At 49.7% G+C, this 15,835-nt stretch carries 17 protein-coding genes, 1 rRNA gene, 2 pseudogenes and 1 riboswitch; of the genes and pseudogenes, 5 read left to right on the top strand and 15 right to left on the bottom strand.

Annotation, left to right across the window (positions count from 1 at the left end; genetic code table 11):
* Positions 1 to 396 precede the first annotated feature (396 nt).
* Positions 397 to 678 carry a hypothetical protein gene (locus EDM56_RS06960; protein ID WP_122917177.1) on the bottom strand — a complete coding sequence of 94 codons (282 nt, stop codon included), beginning with the start codon at positions 676 to 678 and terminating at the stop codon, positions 397 to 399.
* A 189-nt stretch (positions 679 to 867) separates the two neighbouring features.
* On the opposite strand from EDM56_RS06960, the pseudogene EDM56_RS31815 reads away from it, so the two are divergent.
* Positions 868 to 981, top strand: a pseudogene (locus EDM56_RS31815) (spore gernimation protein GerQ); the annotation flags it as partial.
* A 95-nt stretch (positions 982 to 1,076) separates the two neighbouring features.
* On the opposite strand, the gene EDM56_RS06950 reads toward EDM56_RS31815, so the two are convergent.
* The 3 genes from EDM56_RS06950 to EDM56_RS06940 all read right to left on the bottom strand — a co-directional run bounded on the left by EDM56_RS06950 (position 1,077) and on the right by EDM56_RS06940 (position 4,441).
* A complete protein-coding gene (locus EDM56_RS06950; protein WP_122917176.1) occupies positions 1,077 to 2,324 on the bottom strand; it encodes an MFS transporter in 1,248 nt (415 codons plus the stop codon).
* 27 nt (positions 2,325 to 2,351) lie between these two features.
* Entirely contained in the window at positions 2,352 to 2,804 is a 453-nt protein-coding gene (locus EDM56_RS06945) for a MarR family winged helix-turn-helix transcriptional regulator (RefSeq protein WP_342772372.1), read from the bottom strand.
* 302 nt (positions 2,805 to 3,106) lie between these two features.
* Entirely contained in the window at positions 3,107 to 4,441 is a 1,335-nt protein-coding gene (locus tag EDM56_RS06940) for an aminotransferase-like domain-containing protein (protein WP_122917637.1), read from the bottom strand.
* Positions 4,442 to 4,596: 155 nt separating this feature from the next.
* Between EDM56_RS06940 and EDM56_RS06935 the strand changes: the two genes are divergently transcribed.
* Positions 4,597 to 4,833 (top strand): hypothetical protein, encoded by a 237-nt coding sequence (locus tag EDM56_RS06935; RefSeq protein ID WP_122917175.1) that lies wholly within the window; start codon positions 4,597 to 4,599, stop codon positions 4,831 to 4,833.
* 65 nt (positions 4,834 to 4,898) lie between these two features.
* On the opposite strand, the gene mle is transcribed toward EDM56_RS06935, so the two are convergent.
* The 4 genes from mle to glaH all read right to left on the bottom strand — a co-directional run bounded on the left by mle (position 4,899) and on the right by glaH (position 9,865).
* Positions 4,899 to 5,747 carry an alpha/beta fold macrolide esterase gene (gene mle / locus EDM56_RS06930; RefSeq protein ID WP_122917174.1) on the bottom strand — a complete coding sequence of 283 codons (849 nt, stop codon included), beginning with the start codon at positions 5,745 to 5,747 and terminating at the stop codon, positions 4,899 to 4,901.
* 415 nt (positions 5,748 to 6,162) lie between these two features.
* Positions 6,163 to 7,629: an alpha-ketoglutaric semialdehyde dehydrogenase GucD gene (gene gucD, locus EDM56_RS06925; RefSeq protein ID WP_246009296.1), complete on the bottom strand. Its 1,467-nt coding sequence runs from the start codon at positions 7,627 to 7,629 to the stop codon at positions 6,163 to 6,165.
* Between the two features lie 15 nt (positions 7,630 to 7,644).
* On the bottom strand, positions 7,645 to 8,859 hold the full coding sequence (lhgO, locus tag EDM56_RS06920) for an L-2-hydroxyglutarate oxidase (RefSeq protein ID WP_122917173.1): 1,215 nt from the start codon (positions 8,857 to 8,859) through the stop codon (positions 7,645 to 7,647).
* A 70-nt stretch (positions 8,860 to 8,929) separates the two neighbouring features.
* On the bottom strand, positions 8,930 to 9,865 hold the full coding sequence (glaH, locus tag EDM56_RS06915; RefSeq protein ID WP_122917172.1) for a glutarate dioxygenase GlaH: 936 nt from the start codon (positions 9,863 to 9,865) through the stop codon (positions 8,930 to 8,932).
* Positions 9,866 to 10,409: 544 nt separating this feature from the next.
* Here glaH and EDM56_RS31395 point away from each other — a divergent pair.
* Positions 10,410 to 10,547 carry a hypothetical protein gene (locus tag EDM56_RS31395; RefSeq protein ID WP_183192326.1) on the top strand — a complete coding sequence of 46 codons (138 nt, stop codon included), beginning with the start codon at positions 10,410 to 10,412 and terminating at the stop codon, positions 10,545 to 10,547.
* Here EDM56_RS31395 and EDM56_RS31390 read toward each other — a convergent pair whose 3' ends face one another.
* Complete coding sequence (locus EDM56_RS31390) at positions 10,548 to 10,691, bottom strand: hypothetical protein (protein ID WP_183192324.1); 144 nt, start codon at positions 10,689 to 10,691, stop codon at positions 10,548 to 10,550. It lies immediately after the preceding gene.
* A gap of 325 nt (positions 10,692 to 11,016) precedes the next feature.
* A riboswitch (cyclic di-AMP (ydaO/yuaA leader) is annotated at positions 11,017 to 11,186 on the top strand.
* A 7-nt stretch (positions 11,187 to 11,193) separates the two neighbouring features.
* Between EDM56_RS31390 and EDM56_RS06905 the strand changes: the two genes are divergently transcribed.
* On the top strand, positions 11,194 to 12,012 hold the full coding sequence (locus tag EDM56_RS06905) for a CAP domain-containing protein (protein ID WP_246009295.1): 819 nt from the start codon (positions 11,194 to 11,196) through the stop codon (positions 12,010 to 12,012).
* A gap of 178 nt (positions 12,013 to 12,190) precedes the next feature.
* Positions 12,191 to 12,685, top strand: coding sequence for a ribonuclease E activity regulator RraA (gene rraA, locus EDM56_RS06900; protein ID WP_122917634.1), 495 nt, complete (start codon positions 12,191 to 12,193; stop codon positions 12,683 to 12,685).
* Positions 12,686 to 12,842: 157 nt separating this feature from the next.
* On the opposite strand, the gene EDM56_RS06895 is transcribed toward rraA, so the two are convergent.
* From EDM56_RS06895 to EDM56_RS06870, 6 genes and pseudogenes are all read right to left on the bottom strand, one after another.
* Positions 12,843 to 13,193 (bottom strand): nucleoside triphosphate pyrophosphohydrolase, encoded by a 351-nt coding sequence (locus EDM56_RS06895; RefSeq protein ID WP_122917633.1) that lies wholly within the window; start codon positions 13,191 to 13,193, stop codon positions 12,843 to 12,845.
* 30 nt (positions 13,194 to 13,223) lie between these two features.
* Positions 13,224 to 13,559 (bottom strand): annotated as a pseudogene (locus EDM56_RS31810) (response regulator); the annotation flags it as partial.
* Positions 13,560 to 13,705: 146 nt separating this feature from the next.
* Positions 13,706 to 14,176, bottom strand: a complete 471-nt coding sequence (locus EDM56_RS06885; protein WP_122917170.1) for an NUDIX hydrolase — start codon at positions 14,174 to 14,176, stop codon at positions 13,706 to 13,708.
* Between the two features lie 61 nt (positions 14,177 to 14,237).
* A complete protein-coding gene (locus EDM56_RS06880) occupies positions 14,238 to 14,528 on the bottom strand; it encodes a hypothetical protein (protein WP_122917169.1) in 291 nt (96 codons plus the stop codon).
* A 149-nt stretch (positions 14,529 to 14,677) separates the two neighbouring features.
* On the bottom strand, positions 14,678 to 15,451 hold the full coding sequence (locus tag EDM56_RS06875) for a class I SAM-dependent methyltransferase (RefSeq protein WP_122917168.1): 774 nt from the start codon (positions 15,449 to 15,451) through the stop codon (positions 14,678 to 14,680).
* A gap of 258 nt (positions 15,452 to 15,709) precedes the next feature.
* Positions 15,710 to 15,835 (bottom strand): 23S ribosomal RNA (locus EDM56_RS06870); the annotation flags it as partial.

The following is a 15,835-nucleotide window of genomic DNA, read 5'->3' as shown; positions in this document are numbered from 1 at the left end:
ATAATAGGAAGCAGAAGAAAGAGGGAGGCCCTTTAAGGGCCTCCCTTTCGCTTGTCATGATTCGCAGCGCTGGTCCGGAAAATCAAGCTCGTTCTCCGACGTGCAAAAATGTCTCATTAAAAAAAGGGCAAATTCCTTAGTCTGCTTATATCCACTTAAAATTGTGGTCTTCAACATTAAGAGGTTATTGAAGGTGACTCTCCGTATCTATGGCAGATACGTTCCTCCGAACGTCAACGCAGGTCATTTGCCCATGCGGAGAGTATCGGCGTAAATTCGGAAAACATCATACGCAGCTCCTACATAGACAGACGACCATACCTCGACATTAGTGAGCTTGACTCCACTTGTATCCGAAAAAGAAGGAGAATCTCTGCCACTACCAAAGCTACCGTTTTACTGTTGGTCCGGCAGACGTAATGCGTTTGCTGAAGTTTGCGCTTGATCTAAAAATTCCTCTGCTTGGGTCAATTGCTGCCGGGCCGTCTCCAAAGCTTGTGAATTTGTTGCCGCATTAGATTCACTTATCGAGCTTATCGCCTGATTTAAAGCAGTTTGCGCCGCAGAAACCGCGTTAGATGCATGCTGCTCCAGCGTATTGCCGCTCGAGTTAAGTGCACCTTCTGCCGGTTTTCTTGCATTTTCGGTAGCTAGATTGATTTTGTTTTCATTGGGCAAGGTGAGTCCTCCTTCCTTGAGCAAAGATCAATAACTTAAACAGAAATAAGTATGCGCTAAGATTTTGTTTATATTCTTACGACTGCATGGGAAATATCCGGACCCACATCTCCGGCAATCATTTTTAGTATAAGATCCGATGAGTCGGAGAATCTAGCGTTGATGAAAAAAGGAGAGAATAATTTTTAAATGAATACGCCCACGCTAGCACCGCACGAATCGATGGAACTGCATGAAGCGTTAAACTTTAAAACGCTCTGCCTGGCTAAGTCAAAACTTATGCAAGGCTTGGTCTTTGACCAATTAATTTTTCCCCCGCTCTTCTCTAATTAGATTGATTAAAACACAAATGACCCACAAGAGGGTCACAGTTCATCCGGGAGCGGCTGTTCGTTTCTTTATTCAGGTGTTACTTCCTGCAATTTTGGCAATGCTGCTTTTCTTCGGGCCCGCCCAACCACTTGCGCAATTGTATAAATCACCAAGAACAACACCATGACACCCGATGCAGTGCGGTATATCATCGCATAACTGGAGTGAGACGCGATAATCCCAAGCGCCATGGCCCCGATCGCAACGCCGAAATCAAGTGAATTGAAATACATACTGTTGGCGACCCCGTGCTGTTCCGGCGCAGAAACGCGCAGCATCCATGCCTGCAGTGTCGGCTGAATTGCGCCGAACCCCAATCCATACAACAAAGCAGAGAGAATCAGCATCGGCAGCGTCGTGGTGAACGACAGCACCAGAAGGCTGGCGACTACAAACACTGCACTTGGAATGAGCACCGCGCCATGCCCTCTTTTGTCAAAAATACGGCCGGAAATCGGTCGAACGATCAGGATCGTGATTACGTTAAACAAGAAGAACAGCCCGATATTGGCTAAGTGCACCTCTTTCCCAAACAGCGCCAAAAAGCTGAGGAGACCGCCATACGTGACGGAAATCAAAAAATTGAGTAACGCGGGAAACAGCAGCTTCGTATTAAAGCCGGGCTTTTTCTCCCCTGGCTTGCGTGCAACTGGCTTTTTTTGCTCCGGCGGCAGCGAGCGCGTACTGATCAAAAGCGGAACGATCAGCGCGGCCGCGACAGCACCGAGATAAGATAAAGGCGCAAAACCGTAATTCGCCAGCATCGACAGTCCGATCATCGGGCCGAACGACATCGCCAAACTCATCGACAGTCCGAAATACCCGATGCCCTCCCCAATCCGGCGCGCAGGGATGATCTGCGACACGATCGTCGGCATCAATGTACTCGACATCCCGAACCCGATCCCAAAGCAGATCCGCAGGGCAAGCACACCCGCAATCGTCGTCGGATACGAATAGAAGGCGGTCGCAATCGCAGCGAACAGCAGTCCGCAAAACAAGAGCACGTTGCGGTGCACCTTGCGCATCAAGGCTGCCGTGATGAAGCGGGTTACGATCGCTGCCAACGCGAACATACTGGTCACAAGGCTGACAATGAAGTCATCCGGATGAAATCGATCCTTCACATAGGTGGGAAAAGGCGATAAGAGCATCTGCAAGCAGAGGAACAACAAAAAATTGCAAAGTGTCATTGTAATAAATGACTTAGTCCACAAACGCTGCGGTCTTTGCAGCGCATCCACATCGTTTGCATGTTCTGGTTGAGTAGGCATTTCTCTCACAACTCTCCTTATTCTTTCTTACGTCAAACGGTCGATATTTTCCCCAATTTGGCGCAGCAGGCGATGCAATAGCTCTACATCAGCGGTGCTTATGCCGTCTGTCGCATCCGCGATCGTCTGCTTTTCAATCGGCACGATCTGCTCGATCAGCGCTCTCCCTTTTTCCGTGGAGAAAACCAAAAAAGACCTTCGATCCTGCTCCCCGGCCTGTTTCACCACAAAACCTTTCGCCTCTAGCGCATCCAGAATGCGCGTCGTCGTCGGCCTGTCTTTGCCTGCACGCTCGGCGATCTCCTTCTGAATCATCCCCTCACGCTCCGACACGCGATACAAAACCGCCCATTGCTCCGGTGTGATATCGTGCTCCTTTAAACGGTGCATCAAAAGGTTGGAGATTTTACGGTAAATGACTCCCATCAAAAAGCCTGTCGAATTGTCCAAAATACTGATTTTCGGCGTCGTGTCAGTCAAGGTGTTCCCTCCATCCGTTCTTTTAGTTGCTTATGCAATTATATTCTAGACAACTAAAATTGTCAACAAACGCAAAAACCAGCCCGTCTATCCGGCTGGTTGGATATAGGATCATTATGTATTTCGTTACTCTCGTAATTCCCGCAGCACTTCCCCGAGCAAGCCCACTGCCCGCTCTGTCACATATTCGTGATAGTTAATCCGTCATCGCGGAGGATGTGACACAGATTCCATAGCTTCTGCACCATTTCCTGTGTGTTCATCCGCGTGTTTCTCCCTCTCTCGATCGTGCCGTTGCGCCTCTAACGCTTATTGCCCAGCACTGCAAAAATTTCTTCGACACCCCTCGCAATCGCCTCCTCCGGCACTCGTGATACATTTAAACGAAGCAACGGCTTGGACGAGCCTGCGGCCAAAAAACATTCATCGGCGCTGTTTGCGATCACGCCGCGTTTGCGCAAGCGTTGGATCGCTGCCGAAACGGCCCCAGCTTTTTCAAGCGAAAGGCATGTATGCACAAAATGCGGCAAAGGCATGCTGATGGCGCCATCATGCGCTTGTTTGGCCAGTGCCTTGCGCAATCGCTCGCTGCGACTAGAATAGCTGCTGCGGATCTTCTCTTTGTGCCGGGCGAACATCCCGCTTTTGTAATAGATCTCAAGCGCCGCCTGCGACAGCATGGAGCTGTCGATATCGTGCAGCTGTTTATGTGTGGCGAATATTTCGCACAGCTCCTCAGGCAAAACCGCTACACCCACCCGCAAGCCGGGAAACAAGATTTTGGAATAGCTTTTCAGATAAATGACGGTGTCATTCGGGCTGTAGGCGTACATCGGGTCGACTTTGGCATCCGTCTCAAAGTCAGCCACATAATCATCCTCGACCAAATAAACCTCGTACGCACGCGCAAGCTCGACGATCGCTTTCTTTTGTTTGGCGGAAAGCGACGTACCTAGCGGGTTGTGAAAGCGCGGCATCGTATAAAAAAATTTGATCGGTTCCGTTTGAAAAATCTTCTCCAGCTCATCCAAGTCGATACCGGCTGCTGTTCGCTCGATCCCGATGACCGGAATGTTATACATCGCAAGCAGCTTGATCAGCAAGTGATAGCTCGGCTGTTCGATCAAAACCGTCTGCTTCTTGTTCGGAAACGGCATGGTTACGAGCAACGATAGTGCTTGCTGTACGCCAGAAGTGATCGCAATTCGCTGGGGCTTGGTAAACACCTGGTCATCGGCCAAAAGCGAGGGCAGCGCAGCCACGAGCGACGGCAAGCCTGACGCTGTGCCATAGGTGAACAGATCGTTTTGATACGTGTCGATCGCTTTGTTGATGCAATGCTGAAAATCGAGGTATGGAAACACGGCAGGATCAGGCGATGCAGAGGCAAAATCGAGCGGGGCGTGTTGATCGGGCTGCCTTTCTCTAGTCTGCTTGACCACACGATAACCGCTTTTGGGGATCGCGTAAATGAGATGGCGACGCTCCAATTCCGCATACGCCTGAATGACCGTGCTGTTGCTCACGTGATGTGTTTTCGCGAATTCCCGAATAGACGGAAGGCGTTCGCCATCCTTCCACTCCCCCGCCTCAATGCGCTGCTCGATCTCCGTAAGCAAACGGGCATATTTGTGCATGCGATTCATTCCTTTTCTTTTCCAAACTGTACCGTATCTTTCATCATCGGCTTCTCGTTTTTATTTGTCAATTTGTCTCCCCAAAGCAGCTGGATAAATTTGAGACCAAACGGAGACACTGAGATGACGATCCGTTTGAGGGAGTGAATTCCATCATGATTCCACAAGACATCAAGCAGACGCTGCATGATCTGCGGGTAATCGGGGGCGGGCACGAAATGTACGAATCAGGGAACGACCAAGAGATGCTCCACAATTTTATGGCTGCCAAGGGGATCTCGTATACCGACTCGGCAGAGACGGACTGGCAAGCGATCCGCCACATGCTGGATCAGGAAAAAATGAAGATGAAAAAAGAAATGGATGATTATTACAGGGCTTTCATGTGGTAAAGTGCCCTATGAAAATTGAAAGAAAAGCAGCCGTTGTGTTACATCGGCTGCCTTTTTCCTGTTCCTCATCTTTCGGCAGGGCTGGCGGTATGCTCCGCGATCGCTGTAACGATCACATCCCAGTCGCCATGCGCCAGCTCATGACCCGTTTCGTGTAACGTAAGCAACTTCGCACCCGGAATCGCTTTGGCGAGCGCTTGCCCATGTGGGTATGGAATAATCGGGTCGGCCGTCCCATGGATCACCAGGGCTGGAGCTGCGATTTCGTGCGTTCTGGTCAAGTACGTCTCGCCTCCGGAAACGAGCCCATGATTGTTCATGCTCGCCGGATTCGCGGCTCTCCGCACTTCCTCTACCGCCAACTGCCTGATTCGCTCCTCCGGGAAGTCGTATCTGCTCCCTGCTAATACGCGCCACTTCTCCACCGCGAAGTCAGCCACCGCCTGATCGTTCGTCCATTCCACCGCGCCTGCATTCTCGAAAAACGCCACGACCTTCTCTTCCATCGGTGGAAGCTCCGGAGCGAAATTGGACGTGGCGGTCAGGGTGACGGTCAGCACGCGATCTGCATGCTTCAGCGCGATCATCTGCGCTAGCATCCCGCCCATGGACATTCCCACGATGTGGGCTTTCTCGATCCCGTACGCATCGAGCACGCGGACTGCGTCATCGCTCATATCCTCAAACGTGTAGGCCGGACTTCCCGGCGGATACACCGTAGAACGCCCCGTATCACGATTGTCATAACGGATCACGTATCTCCCGTTATTGGCGATTTGCCTACAAAACGCTTCTTCCCACCACACCATCGAGGCAGTTGCCCCCATGATCAGCAATACCGCTGGATCAGCCGGCTTTCCGAAGCTTTCCGTGCACAATTCGATTCCATCCACTTGTACAATTCTTTCGCCCATTTCTGTTTCTCCTCCCTTTTCGCTCAAAAAAAAACACAGGCAGCGCGCCTGTGCTTCTCGCAATCGGGAACAAGAAAAAGAATGCAACTCCCCCCATGCCAGCATTAAGGTGGCTGACAAAAAGGAACGCATTTTGATTCTCGCTCAAGTTGTACGAACCCAAAATCCAGAAAGGAAGGATTCGGGTACGACTAAAAATAGGTCACCATATGGCAAACCATTTTCCGATTGCTCTGCACATTGCACAGCCTTTAAGCCTCGCTCGTTCGCTTAAAGATCATCGAAAAATTAATTTGCCACACGTAACCCTCCGTTCTCGTTCAAGTTTCCATATTTTACAACAAAATCCCCTCCCAGTCCAGTGCATTTCCACACACTGAGCGGTAAGGGGATTTTTCTTTATAAAAAACCAGCTTTATGCTTTGATCGTAACCGTCTTGACCGCCGTGAAAAATTCCATCGCGGCTCTACCTTGTTCGCGTGAGTGGGAGCTGGACTCCTTCATTCCGCCGAATGGCGCCTGCAGCTCAACTCCGGAGCTTTCACCATTGATGCGGATCATGCCCGCCTCCATCTCGTGGATGTAGGTCATTACCTCATCGAGGCGGTTGGTAAAGATGGAAGCGGATAAGCCGTAGCGAGCATCATTGGCGATCACCAGCGCCTGTTCCAGCGAATCGGCTTTGAGGAGTGCCAGCACTGGCCCAAAAATCTCCTCTTGGGCAATATACATGGACGGGTCAACGTCGTCGAATAGGGTTGGCTCCACATAGAAGCCGTGCGCATATTCGCCTTCGGTCAGCTGCTTGCCGCCCAATACCAAGGTCGCACCTTCGTTGACGCCTTTTTCGATCGCGGCCAAAACGCCTTTCAGCTGATTTTCGGACGCGACAGGTCCCATGTACGTGTCGTTGTCAAGGCCATTGCCCGTTTTGATCTGCTTCATTTTCTCGATGACTTTTGCCCGGAACTCGTCGTACACGTCTTTTACGACGATCGCCCGGCTTGTCGCGGTGCATTTTTGTCCCGATGATTTCATGCTGCCGGATACTGTTAGCTCTGCTGCCATGTCCAAATCTGCATGCTTGGTGACGATCACCGGGTTTTTGCCGCCCATCTCCAGCTGATACTTCGCACCGCGGGCAAGCGCCTTCATGGCGATCTGTTTGCCCACTTCGTTGGAGCCGGTGAAGCTGATCGCTTTCACATCAGGATGCTCGCACAAAATATTGCCGATCAGCGAGCCGGAGCCGCTGACCAGATTGACCACCCCAGCCGGTATGCCCGCTTCTAAGAAGCATTGCACCAGCTTGACGGCGGTTACTGTCGTTTCCAGCGCCGCTTTCATCACGACGGTGTTCCCGTAGATCAGTGCCGGCGCCATTTTCCAGATCGGGATGGCCACAGGAAAATTCCACGGGTTAATCAGCCCGACGACGCCGAGTGGCACGCGACTTGTAAACAAGAGCGCATCCGCGTCCGCGGACGGAATCACTTCTCCGTTGGCCCGCTGTCCTTCGCCCGCATAGTAGCGTAAAATCGCTACACCGCGTGCGGTTTCACCGATGGCTTCCGCCAGCGTTTTGCCCATCTCGCGCGTCATAGTCTCCGCGATTTCCGCTGTGCGGCGCTCCATAATGTCCGCCGTTTTACGCAAATACTCGCCGCGCGCAGTCCCTGAGAGCTTACGCCACGAAGCGAATGCTTGCTTAGCTGATTGAACCGCTGCTTCTACCTCGCCCGCTACCGACATTTGCACATAGCCGACGATGTCGCGGGTATCGGCCGGATTGATACTTGGATGCACTTTGCCTGATGTTGATTCTACCCAGCGACCGTTGATCAAATTTTTATAGACAACCGTGCCCGTTTGCAACGTCACTTCTTTCACCTCTACTTAGGAAATGGCTTGCGGTTTTGCTAGTTGCGGTTCTGGGATTTGCTCGGCAATCGCTTTCCCGATCTCAATCGATGCGGTCGCAGCCGGCGATGGTGCGTTGCAGACATGGATGCTGCTCGCGCCACGAATGATATGGAAATCATCAACGAGACTACCATCCGGCTTCAAAGCTTGTGCACGTACGCCCGCTGGCGCCGGCTCTAGATCCTCGCTTCTGATTTCCGGGATTAGCTCTTGCAAGCTTTTGACGAAAGCGGCCTTGCTGAAAGAGCGGATGTACTCCTCCATCCCTTCCTTCCAAAATTTCCCCGCCAGCTTCCAGAAGCCGGGAAACGCCATGACTTCAGCCAAATCCTTCAGGTCGATATCGGTTTTTTTGTACCCTTCGCGCTTGAGACTCAAGACTGCGTTTGGCCCCGCCTCAACATGACCACCGATCATACGGGTATAGTGCACGCCCAAAAACGGGAACGCCGGGTTTGGCACCGGATAGATCAGATGCTTGACCAAATAGCGTTTTTCCGGCTTCAATTCGTAATACTCGCCGCGGAACGGCACGATTTGCAGATCAGCTTTTGCCCCGCCCAGCTTGGCGATACGGTCGCTGTGCAGCCCCGCACAGTTGATGAGAAAGCGCGTATGGAACGTCCCTCGGGTCGTCTCCAGCTCCACTTCCCCGCGCTTCTCCCGAATGTCCACAACTTTGGTGGAAAGCCGCAGATCGCCGCCTTGCCGCCCGATGATCGCCGCGAATGTTTCACACACTTGCTTGTAGTTGACGATGCCGGCCATCGGCACGCGAATGGCACCCAGCCCGTTGACGTGCGGTTCGATTTCCTTCAGCTCTTCGGCACTGATCTTGTGGATAGCCAGCCCGTTTGCCAGGCCGCGATCGTACAGATTGTCCATGAGCGGAAGCTCTGCTTGCTTCGTCGCTACGATGACCTTTCCACAGATATCGTGCTCGATATCGTTCTCCTGGCAAAACTGCACCATGGAATTGCTGCCTGCCCGGGCGAATTTGGCCTTGAAGCTGCCCGGTTTGTAATAAATGCCAGAGTGAATCACACCGCTGTTATGGCCGGTCTGATGCTTCGCCCAGCTATCTTCCTTTTCTACTACCAGAATGCGCGCATGGGGATATCGCCGCCCCAGCTCCATCGCCGTTGAGAGGCCAACAATCCCTCCTCCCACAATCGCGAAATCATACATACATCGTCACCCACCCTTCCCCCTGCTACATCGGCAGGGGGGTTTGTCTCGCTCAGAAGTTATTTCAACCTTACTTGGCAAACTCGCCGCGCTGTCTCATCAGCTCGCGGAACAAGTCAGGATTTTTCTCAAATGCAGCGCGTCCATGCAGCCAGAATGTATTGTTCAGCATCACCAGATCGCCGATAGGCAGCTTCAATGCGATGGTGCTTTCGCTGTTTTCCATCGAATCGGACAGTTCTTTCAAGTATACCGCTTGCTCGACGTTTTCTGGATACGCAAATTGGTCGATGAAGCAGATGCACGTACCGTTGTTTTGTTGGAAGAAAGTCGGACGATGCACAATTTGCTCGACGTTTTTGCTGGCTGGCGCACGGTAGGTGAACTTGTGCGATGCGAGCGGATGCTTGCTGAATTTCTCCAGCTCCTCCCAATCGTCCAGGTGCAGCAGACGCGATTCGCCTCCGACTGCATTGACTTCTTGCATTTTCATCATGAGCAGCCAATCTGTCGGCTCATCAACAAATGTTCCATCCGTATGCAGCGTGAACAGTCGATACGCCTGGCGGAGGTAAGAATCGCTGGTATCCGTATCTTTTACCGTGAAGCGTGCAAAAAAGGTGCCTGTCATCGCATCGAAGTTCGGGCTGCCGACAAGGTGCGAGATCGCGGTCGAGAACAGAACGAATTCTTCCGTTTCATTCGTTTGCCCTTGGACACCGATAGTGAAACCGCCTGTCTCGCGCTCCTGCAAAATTCCACGCAGCGTGTCTTGGAACGATTGACCCAACAATTCGCGCAATTTTCCTGCCACCACATAGCGCATGAATGGCACGTAAATCAAGCGTTGCGAATCTACATCAGGGAATGCGGCGATCAAATCGCGGATCACGTCGTTCGCGAGCTCGATATGATACATGCGGCTGTGCTGCGGGTGCGGTTTTACTTCGAATTTTTCCTGTTTTTGCACGTACTTCTTGGCATTGGTTTCTTTTACGATTGTCATAGTCTTTTCCCTCCGATTAGATAAATGATTGATCTCTTTTCCCCGAACCAAGTAAAAAAGCCAGCCGAATCATTAAGGCGCATGCCTAAACGATCGGACTGGCTTGTATCTACTTACCCGCTCCGATTCCTCGGAGTCGCATAGATTTAGCAGTCAAAGTTTTACCTGTCGAGTTCAAGAACAATTCACTGATCTTGAAAGAGGTAATCTTTCTAGGAGTGAATTTGGATTGTAAGCAAAATACTAAACGTTTTGATCTTTGCTGTCAATAGGTCGTTTCCTTACTTTTCATTCTATTTGCACATCTGTTTTGATTTGTTTGCGATTCAGTAGAAAAATAGACGTCCGCATACAAGCATCCGTCCATTCGCATGGCTATTCTGTGCATATACATATTGTACATTCTACCTATGGGAGTGGTTACTTTGAGAAATAAGAAGAATAACGACCTCATAAACGTAAAGGGGCGATTGGTCTCTTCATGCGCCCGCGAAAGCAGCTCCTCCTCCAGCGCAGAATGCTGCCGCCCCCGGAGACGCAGGAGATGCTGCCCGAAACAGAGATGCGCCCGACCATTACGCCAGCCATGCATCCCTCCACAACAGCAGCTGCCGTCCAACATTTATCCTTATCCGCTGCCGATTCCGGTTCCTACGCCGCCACCGATTGTGAGCCCTTTTAGTCAAGGGCCCGCGCCACAGCGCCCGATCGTCAGCCCGTTTACCCAAGCGCCAGCTCGGCCGTGCCCGCCAAAACCGATTGTCAGCCCGTTCAACCAAGCACCTGCCCGGCCGTGCCCGCCAAAGCCGATTGTCAGTCCATTCAACCGGCCACCCGTTCCACCGCCGATCGTCAGTCCGTTTAATCAAGTACCTTCCAACGTTTGCGACCCTTGCTGCGCCAACTGCTCTCGCTGCGCTGCTACCGGTGACCGCAGAGCATGCAATTTTTGCAGACGCCACTGCTGCAATTAATTAACTCTTTGGAAGCACCGTTATGCTAGCTGAAAGAAATTCTCTACGTTGTACCCAATCCTTGGTCTTGCTCGAAGCACTCGTGTTTCGGGCAAATACATAGAAGATAGCCGCAATTTGGGTAATTATAGAAACAGTCCCATATTCTTTTCCTTTTCAATCGTTCCGACATTCGATATGCTATTTGGGCCGAAACCTCCAAGTAAGTAGGAGGTGCGGGGGACGCTTTACTACGGCCAAAAGCGCTAAGCGCTCGGCTGTTTGGGGTGAATCGCTAGTAAAACGCGTAGGTTGAATCCTTAATCCGAACCCGACAACTAACCTCGTAGGATCATACAAAAGGAGCTGAATGATTTGAAGAAAATCACAAAATCTTTGTTCGCTTTAGCCATGGGAATTGGCGTTACCAGCTTGTCCACTTCCGCATTCGCGGCAACGGCTGCGCCTGTTTCTGTACAAGCCCAAGCTAATGCCAACCAGCAGTGCCCGTTTACGCAAGGGTCGTTTGGTTACCAATCTCCGGCTGCATACTCTGGCGTGTATGTGTATATGCCGGGTCAAAACGGACCAATCTCTTGGGCGGATTTTGAAAAAATGCTGAATTCGAACCAATTCAATTTCCAGAAATTTCAATATCCAACACAAGGCATGGTGCCGGCCAAGCAGCCAATCCCTTACCAACCAACTGCTCCGGTGAAAAAGCCTGTGAATCCGCCTAGCACAAAGCCAGTGAATAACGGGAACCAAGGTCAAGTGACCAAACCGAGCAATAACCAAAATCAGGCGCAGCAAAACCAAACTAGCGCTTCCGCATACGCAAATCAAGTGCTGACGCTGGTTAACCAAGAGCGCGCAAAAGCGGGCCTCAAAGCGCTGACGTTCGACTCCAAGCTTTCGACCGTCGCTTTGGACAAAGCGAAAGACATGGCGAACAACCATTATTTTGACCATACGAGCCCAACCTATGGCTCTCCATTCGACATGATGCAGCAGTACGGCATTCAGTTCAGCTCGGCCGGCGAAAACATCGCTATGGGACAAACAAGCCCACAGGAAGTCATGACGCAATGGATGAACAGCCAAGGACACCGTGAAAATATTTTGAATGCCAACTTTACGAAAATCGGCATCGGCTATTACAACGGCTACTGGGTACAAGAGTTCATCGGATAAACGTACAACATCAGATCATACGGCTGTCAGCCTTGCTGGCGGCCGTTTCTTCGTGTCTAGCGGCAGAAAGGCTAGTCAGTTGTATCTGCTTCATAGTAAAATACTACTAAACTTCAGCAAAACCGACATCATGCCAATCTTCGCAATCAGTGGCGTCATCATCAGCGATTTTTTTGTTATGAAGGGGGAAAAGCTTTTGAAAACCGCAGACTTATGTGATAAGCATTCGGAACATTTGCACATTTGCACCACTACGTTTCGCTCGTTTGGCAGCATTCCCGCTTTTAATGGGCCGATTCGGACCGTCAAGGTAATAGACGACAATGTGCTTGTCCTGCAGGCGCTGGAGGACATCCCTGCTGGCAGCGTGCTCGTCGTAGATGGCGACGGGTCCCGGCAATGTGCGCTTCTTGGTGACCGGCTTGCGGGCATTGCAGCAGATCGTAAGTTGGCCGGGGTGATCATCCATGGATGCGTTCGTGACGCGGCAGAGCTCGCTCAGACCAACGTGGGAATTTTTGCTCTGGGCACCATGCCGAAAAAAAGCGCCAAAAACGGTTTGGGCGAACGAGATGTGCCGCTCACTTTTGGCGGGATCACCTGGACGCCCGGACACTACGCTTATGCGGATGAAGATGGCGTCGTCGTCTCGGAGACAGCACTGACGCTGTAAAGATACAAGGCAAGCGTGGGCCGCATAGAGCCTTCGCTTGCCTTGTTTTGCATTGCAGGTGCCGAACGGTTAGCAATGAACGATCAGGAGGAATGGCGAATCATGAGGTGGCCCTTGGTGCTGTTGCAGGTCTGCAAACATTTTGTTTCTTCGTTGATTATTCGTTCGGTTGTTTTCCCCTCTCCACAACTTCGAGCAAGAGAAGCTTTTCAGCGAACGCACCGTTCATTTCGGCTTTCCTATGGCGCAGCTCCTCAAGCATGCCGTGCGAGGCCCCGTGTTCATTTGCCAGCGCATAGATTACTTCCAGCATATCTGCCAGCTCTTCCAACCGTTCCTCATCATGGCTTGCTGCTAAATACTCCTGCCACTCCTCCTGCAATTTTTTGCGTAATTCGCGATGGTAGGCGGCATCGTCCAAAATTTTGATCGAGCACGTTTTCCCCTTCTCCTCGATGATCTGTGGAATCCGATCTCTGACCAGTTTATTGTATACATGGGTTGTCATCTCTTGAAAACGGCCGGTGATATCCTCCCGAAGGTTGTCGAGGTCGAATGGCTTCCGATAGATCGTGCTAACACCCAGCTCACGTAATTTGTCCGTTTCCTGTTCGGTCAGGTCAAACGCCGTCATCGCCAAGGAATGCACATGCTGATCTTCATTCCGGATTGCCTCGATCACCTCGATTCCGTCCATATTCGGTATGCGGATGTCTACCAGGATGACGGTGGGCCGATGCTGTCGATACAAGTCCAGCGCTGTGCTCCCATCGCTCGCATCCAGCACGTGAAAGCCGTCACGCTGCATCACTTCAGTCAGCAAGGTACGGATGCCGTATTGGTCATCTACAATTAATATCTTTTTTTCCGCCATCTCTATGGTTTCCCCCATAAAATCATCTTTTTTCGCCTCTGCAAGTGATAGACCTATTTAACCATATCCTGGTGCCATGGTCTGTGACAGTTTGGGAAACGATCGGCTTTCGAATGATTGGGGGAGGGCTTACAAATAATGCCCCATTACTTTATTACAGGTATTGCTCGATTCTCTGCCCAATCCAAGATAAAGGCTGCTTGATTGGAATTAAGTGGGGACGGCAGTTCATTATTCAAAAAGAATGTATGCTCAAAACTTTCTGGCCCCTCTTGTTTTAAATCTCCAGAATATTGTTTTACGCGAAAAATGACTTGGACACTAAAAACTTTATCTCCGTTCGGGTACTCTTTAAAGCAGCTAGGACCTGAGTAGATTCCGAACAATTCTGGTTGATAGATAACCAAATTCGTTTCTTCTTCAACCTCACGGATAACCGTTTCAAGAAAGGTTTCACCGATTTCCATTACGCCTCCCGGAAGACACCAATTGTTCTGATCCTTTCGTCTCTGTAAAAGAATTCTACCTTTCTCATCCTCAATGATTGCGCCGCAGCCTACAGTTACTAGTGTTTCTGTTCCCACTAGTTTTCTCATCGTTTTTATATAGTCATTCAATGAAATTCCTCCGTTCTGGCGTTTGTTTTGTTCATGTCTACTATCTAATTGATCGGTCTCTCTATTTAGGCAGATTCAAGTATCCAAATGATATCGTGGATGGCCAATCATTATCTTTTAATCCTTCATATGCGTTTTGAATATCTGGTACGTATTCTCTGGTAAGAATTATGCCACCTATCATTGATTTAATTGTTTCTAGGTCTTGATACTCCAGCTCACATAATTGATCCAACGAAAAGAAAATTTGTTTGCCGTAAATATTCATAAAGGTTACAGATAAGTGACTTTTGTCTTCATCAGACAATCGTTCGAATTCAACAATTATCTCTCGTGCTTTTTCAGTCAACATAAAAATCGCCACTCTTTTCTATATCAACTACCTTAATTTCGATCTTTATAATGAAAATGTTCGAGGTGAATCAAAATAACCCACCCAAGATACCAGCTAACTCAACCTAGCCGCACATTGACAATATCCATTTGAATAAGCATTACTATCTAACACTGGTCTCCATATTTTTTCGTGCATTTTATAATGAATGTAGCAGGAATTAATGATGCCTTTTGGTGTGTGTACCATACTGCAGAATCTGCTGATTTTATCTCCTCTGTGATAACAACATCTTCAATCACTCTCTCAATTTGAAAGCCAGATTTAATTAATTCATTTATATATGTACTGAGTTTTAATTGATTCATCATAGCTGGCAAGTTCCATGGTTCACATTGTTGAAGACCTTCATCATGGTAAGATTTTTTAACAACCAACTGTGTATCTTCCTGTACAATTCGGCTATGTAGCGGGTGCTCCCAGCTAAAAATAAAAGTCCCACCAGGTTTTAAGTAGCTGAACACTTGCTGTAATGTCATTGGCAAGTCCACGGTCCAACCAATTGCGTAGATGGAATAAACGATATCAAAATACTCATTCGGAATTCCGGGGTTCTTTTCCATTGGACCTTGGAAAAGATTCAATTTTGATCTATGTGCTGAAAGTAATTCCCGTGCAGTCTCTATTTGAGTATCGGATAAATCAATCCCCCAAAGCTCTGAGGCTCCACGAGCCGCCATGTATTTTAGAGAATGACCACTCCCGCAACCGATTTCCAGGACCTTCTTATCCACTACATCACCAAACAGATTTAATTCATTCTCTGTAGGCGCGAATGGGCCGTAAACCGGAAGGGCAGTCCTGCCAAAAAATCGTGGAGCCACTTCATCCCAACTTTTCTTATTGGATAAAAGATAGTCTTCCTTTATGGATTCCAACATGTACTAGATCCTCCCAAGGTTTCATATTGAATCCAACATATTCCATCACCTAATGGGATTATCCTGCCCATTATCTAAACGTTGCCACCAGCCTATTACCACTTCATTGTCTCTGCACATTCGAAACCATTCTTCATATTTTCATGCTCCCGCTCGGCATAGGCTCCTTTTGACATACAAAAAAAAACCCATCTTCATCAAGATGGCTTCCGGTTGTTCCTTCAAAACTGGATACGCAAGTCATTGCTATGGATTGTTGTGGATAAGCCCTCGACCGATTAGTATTCGTCAGCTCCACGCGTTACCGCGCTTCCACACCGAACCTATCAACCTCATCGTCTATGAGGGGTCTTACCAGATTAACTCTGTGGGAAATCTCATCTC

This window comes from Brevibacillus fluminis, assembly GCF_003710825.1.
GTDB lineage: Bacteria > Bacillota > Bacilli > Brevibacillales > Brevibacillaceae > Brevibacillus_D > Brevibacillus_D fluminis.
The sequence above is the reverse complement of the archived record's forward strand: the minus strand, read 5'-3'. Positions and strand labels throughout refer to the sequence as shown.

Bases quoted from the DNA above. Each gene is read 5' to 3' on its own strand.
- EDM56_RS06950 (WP_122917176.1), bottom strand. From the start codon at position 2,324: ATGCCTACTCAACCAGAACATGCAAACGATGTGGATGCGCTGCAAAGA.
- EDM56_RS06940 (WP_122917637.1), bottom strand. From the start codon at position 4,441: ATGCACAAATATGCCCGTTTGCTTACGGAGATCGAGCAGCGCATTGAG.
- EDM56_RS06935 (WP_122917175.1), top strand. From the start codon at position 4,597: ATGATTCCACAAGACATCAAGCAGACGCTGCATGATCTGCGGGTAATC.
- mle (WP_122917174.1), bottom strand. From the start codon at position 5,747: ATGGGCGAAAGAATTGTACAAGTGGATGGAATCGAATTGTGCACGGAA.
- lhgO (WP_122917173.1), bottom strand. From the start codon at position 8,859: ATGTATGATTTCGCGATTGTGGGAGGAGGGATTGTTGGCCTCTCAACG.
- glaH (WP_122917172.1), bottom strand. From the start codon at position 9,865: ATGACAATCGTAAAAGAAACCAATGCCAAGAAGTACGTGCAAAAACAG.
- EDM56_RS31395 (WP_183192326.1), top strand. From the start codon at position 10,410: ATGCTGCCCGAAACAGAGATGCGCCCGACCATTACGCCAGCCATGCAT.
- rraA (WP_122917634.1), top strand. From the start codon at position 12,191: ATGAAGGGGGAAAAGCTTTTGAAAACCGCAGACTTATGTGATAAGCAT.
- EDM56_RS06895 (WP_122917633.1), bottom strand. From the start codon at position 13,193: ATGACAACCCATGTATACAATAAACTGGTCAGAGATCGGATTCCACAG.
- EDM56_RS06880 (WP_122917169.1), bottom strand. From the start codon at position 14,528: ATGTTGACTGAAAAAGCACGAGAGATAATTGTTGAATTCGAACGATTG.
- EDM56_RS06875 (WP_122917168.1), bottom strand. From the start codon at position 15,451: ATGTTGGAATCCATAAAGGAAGACTATCTTTTATCCAATAAGAAAAGT.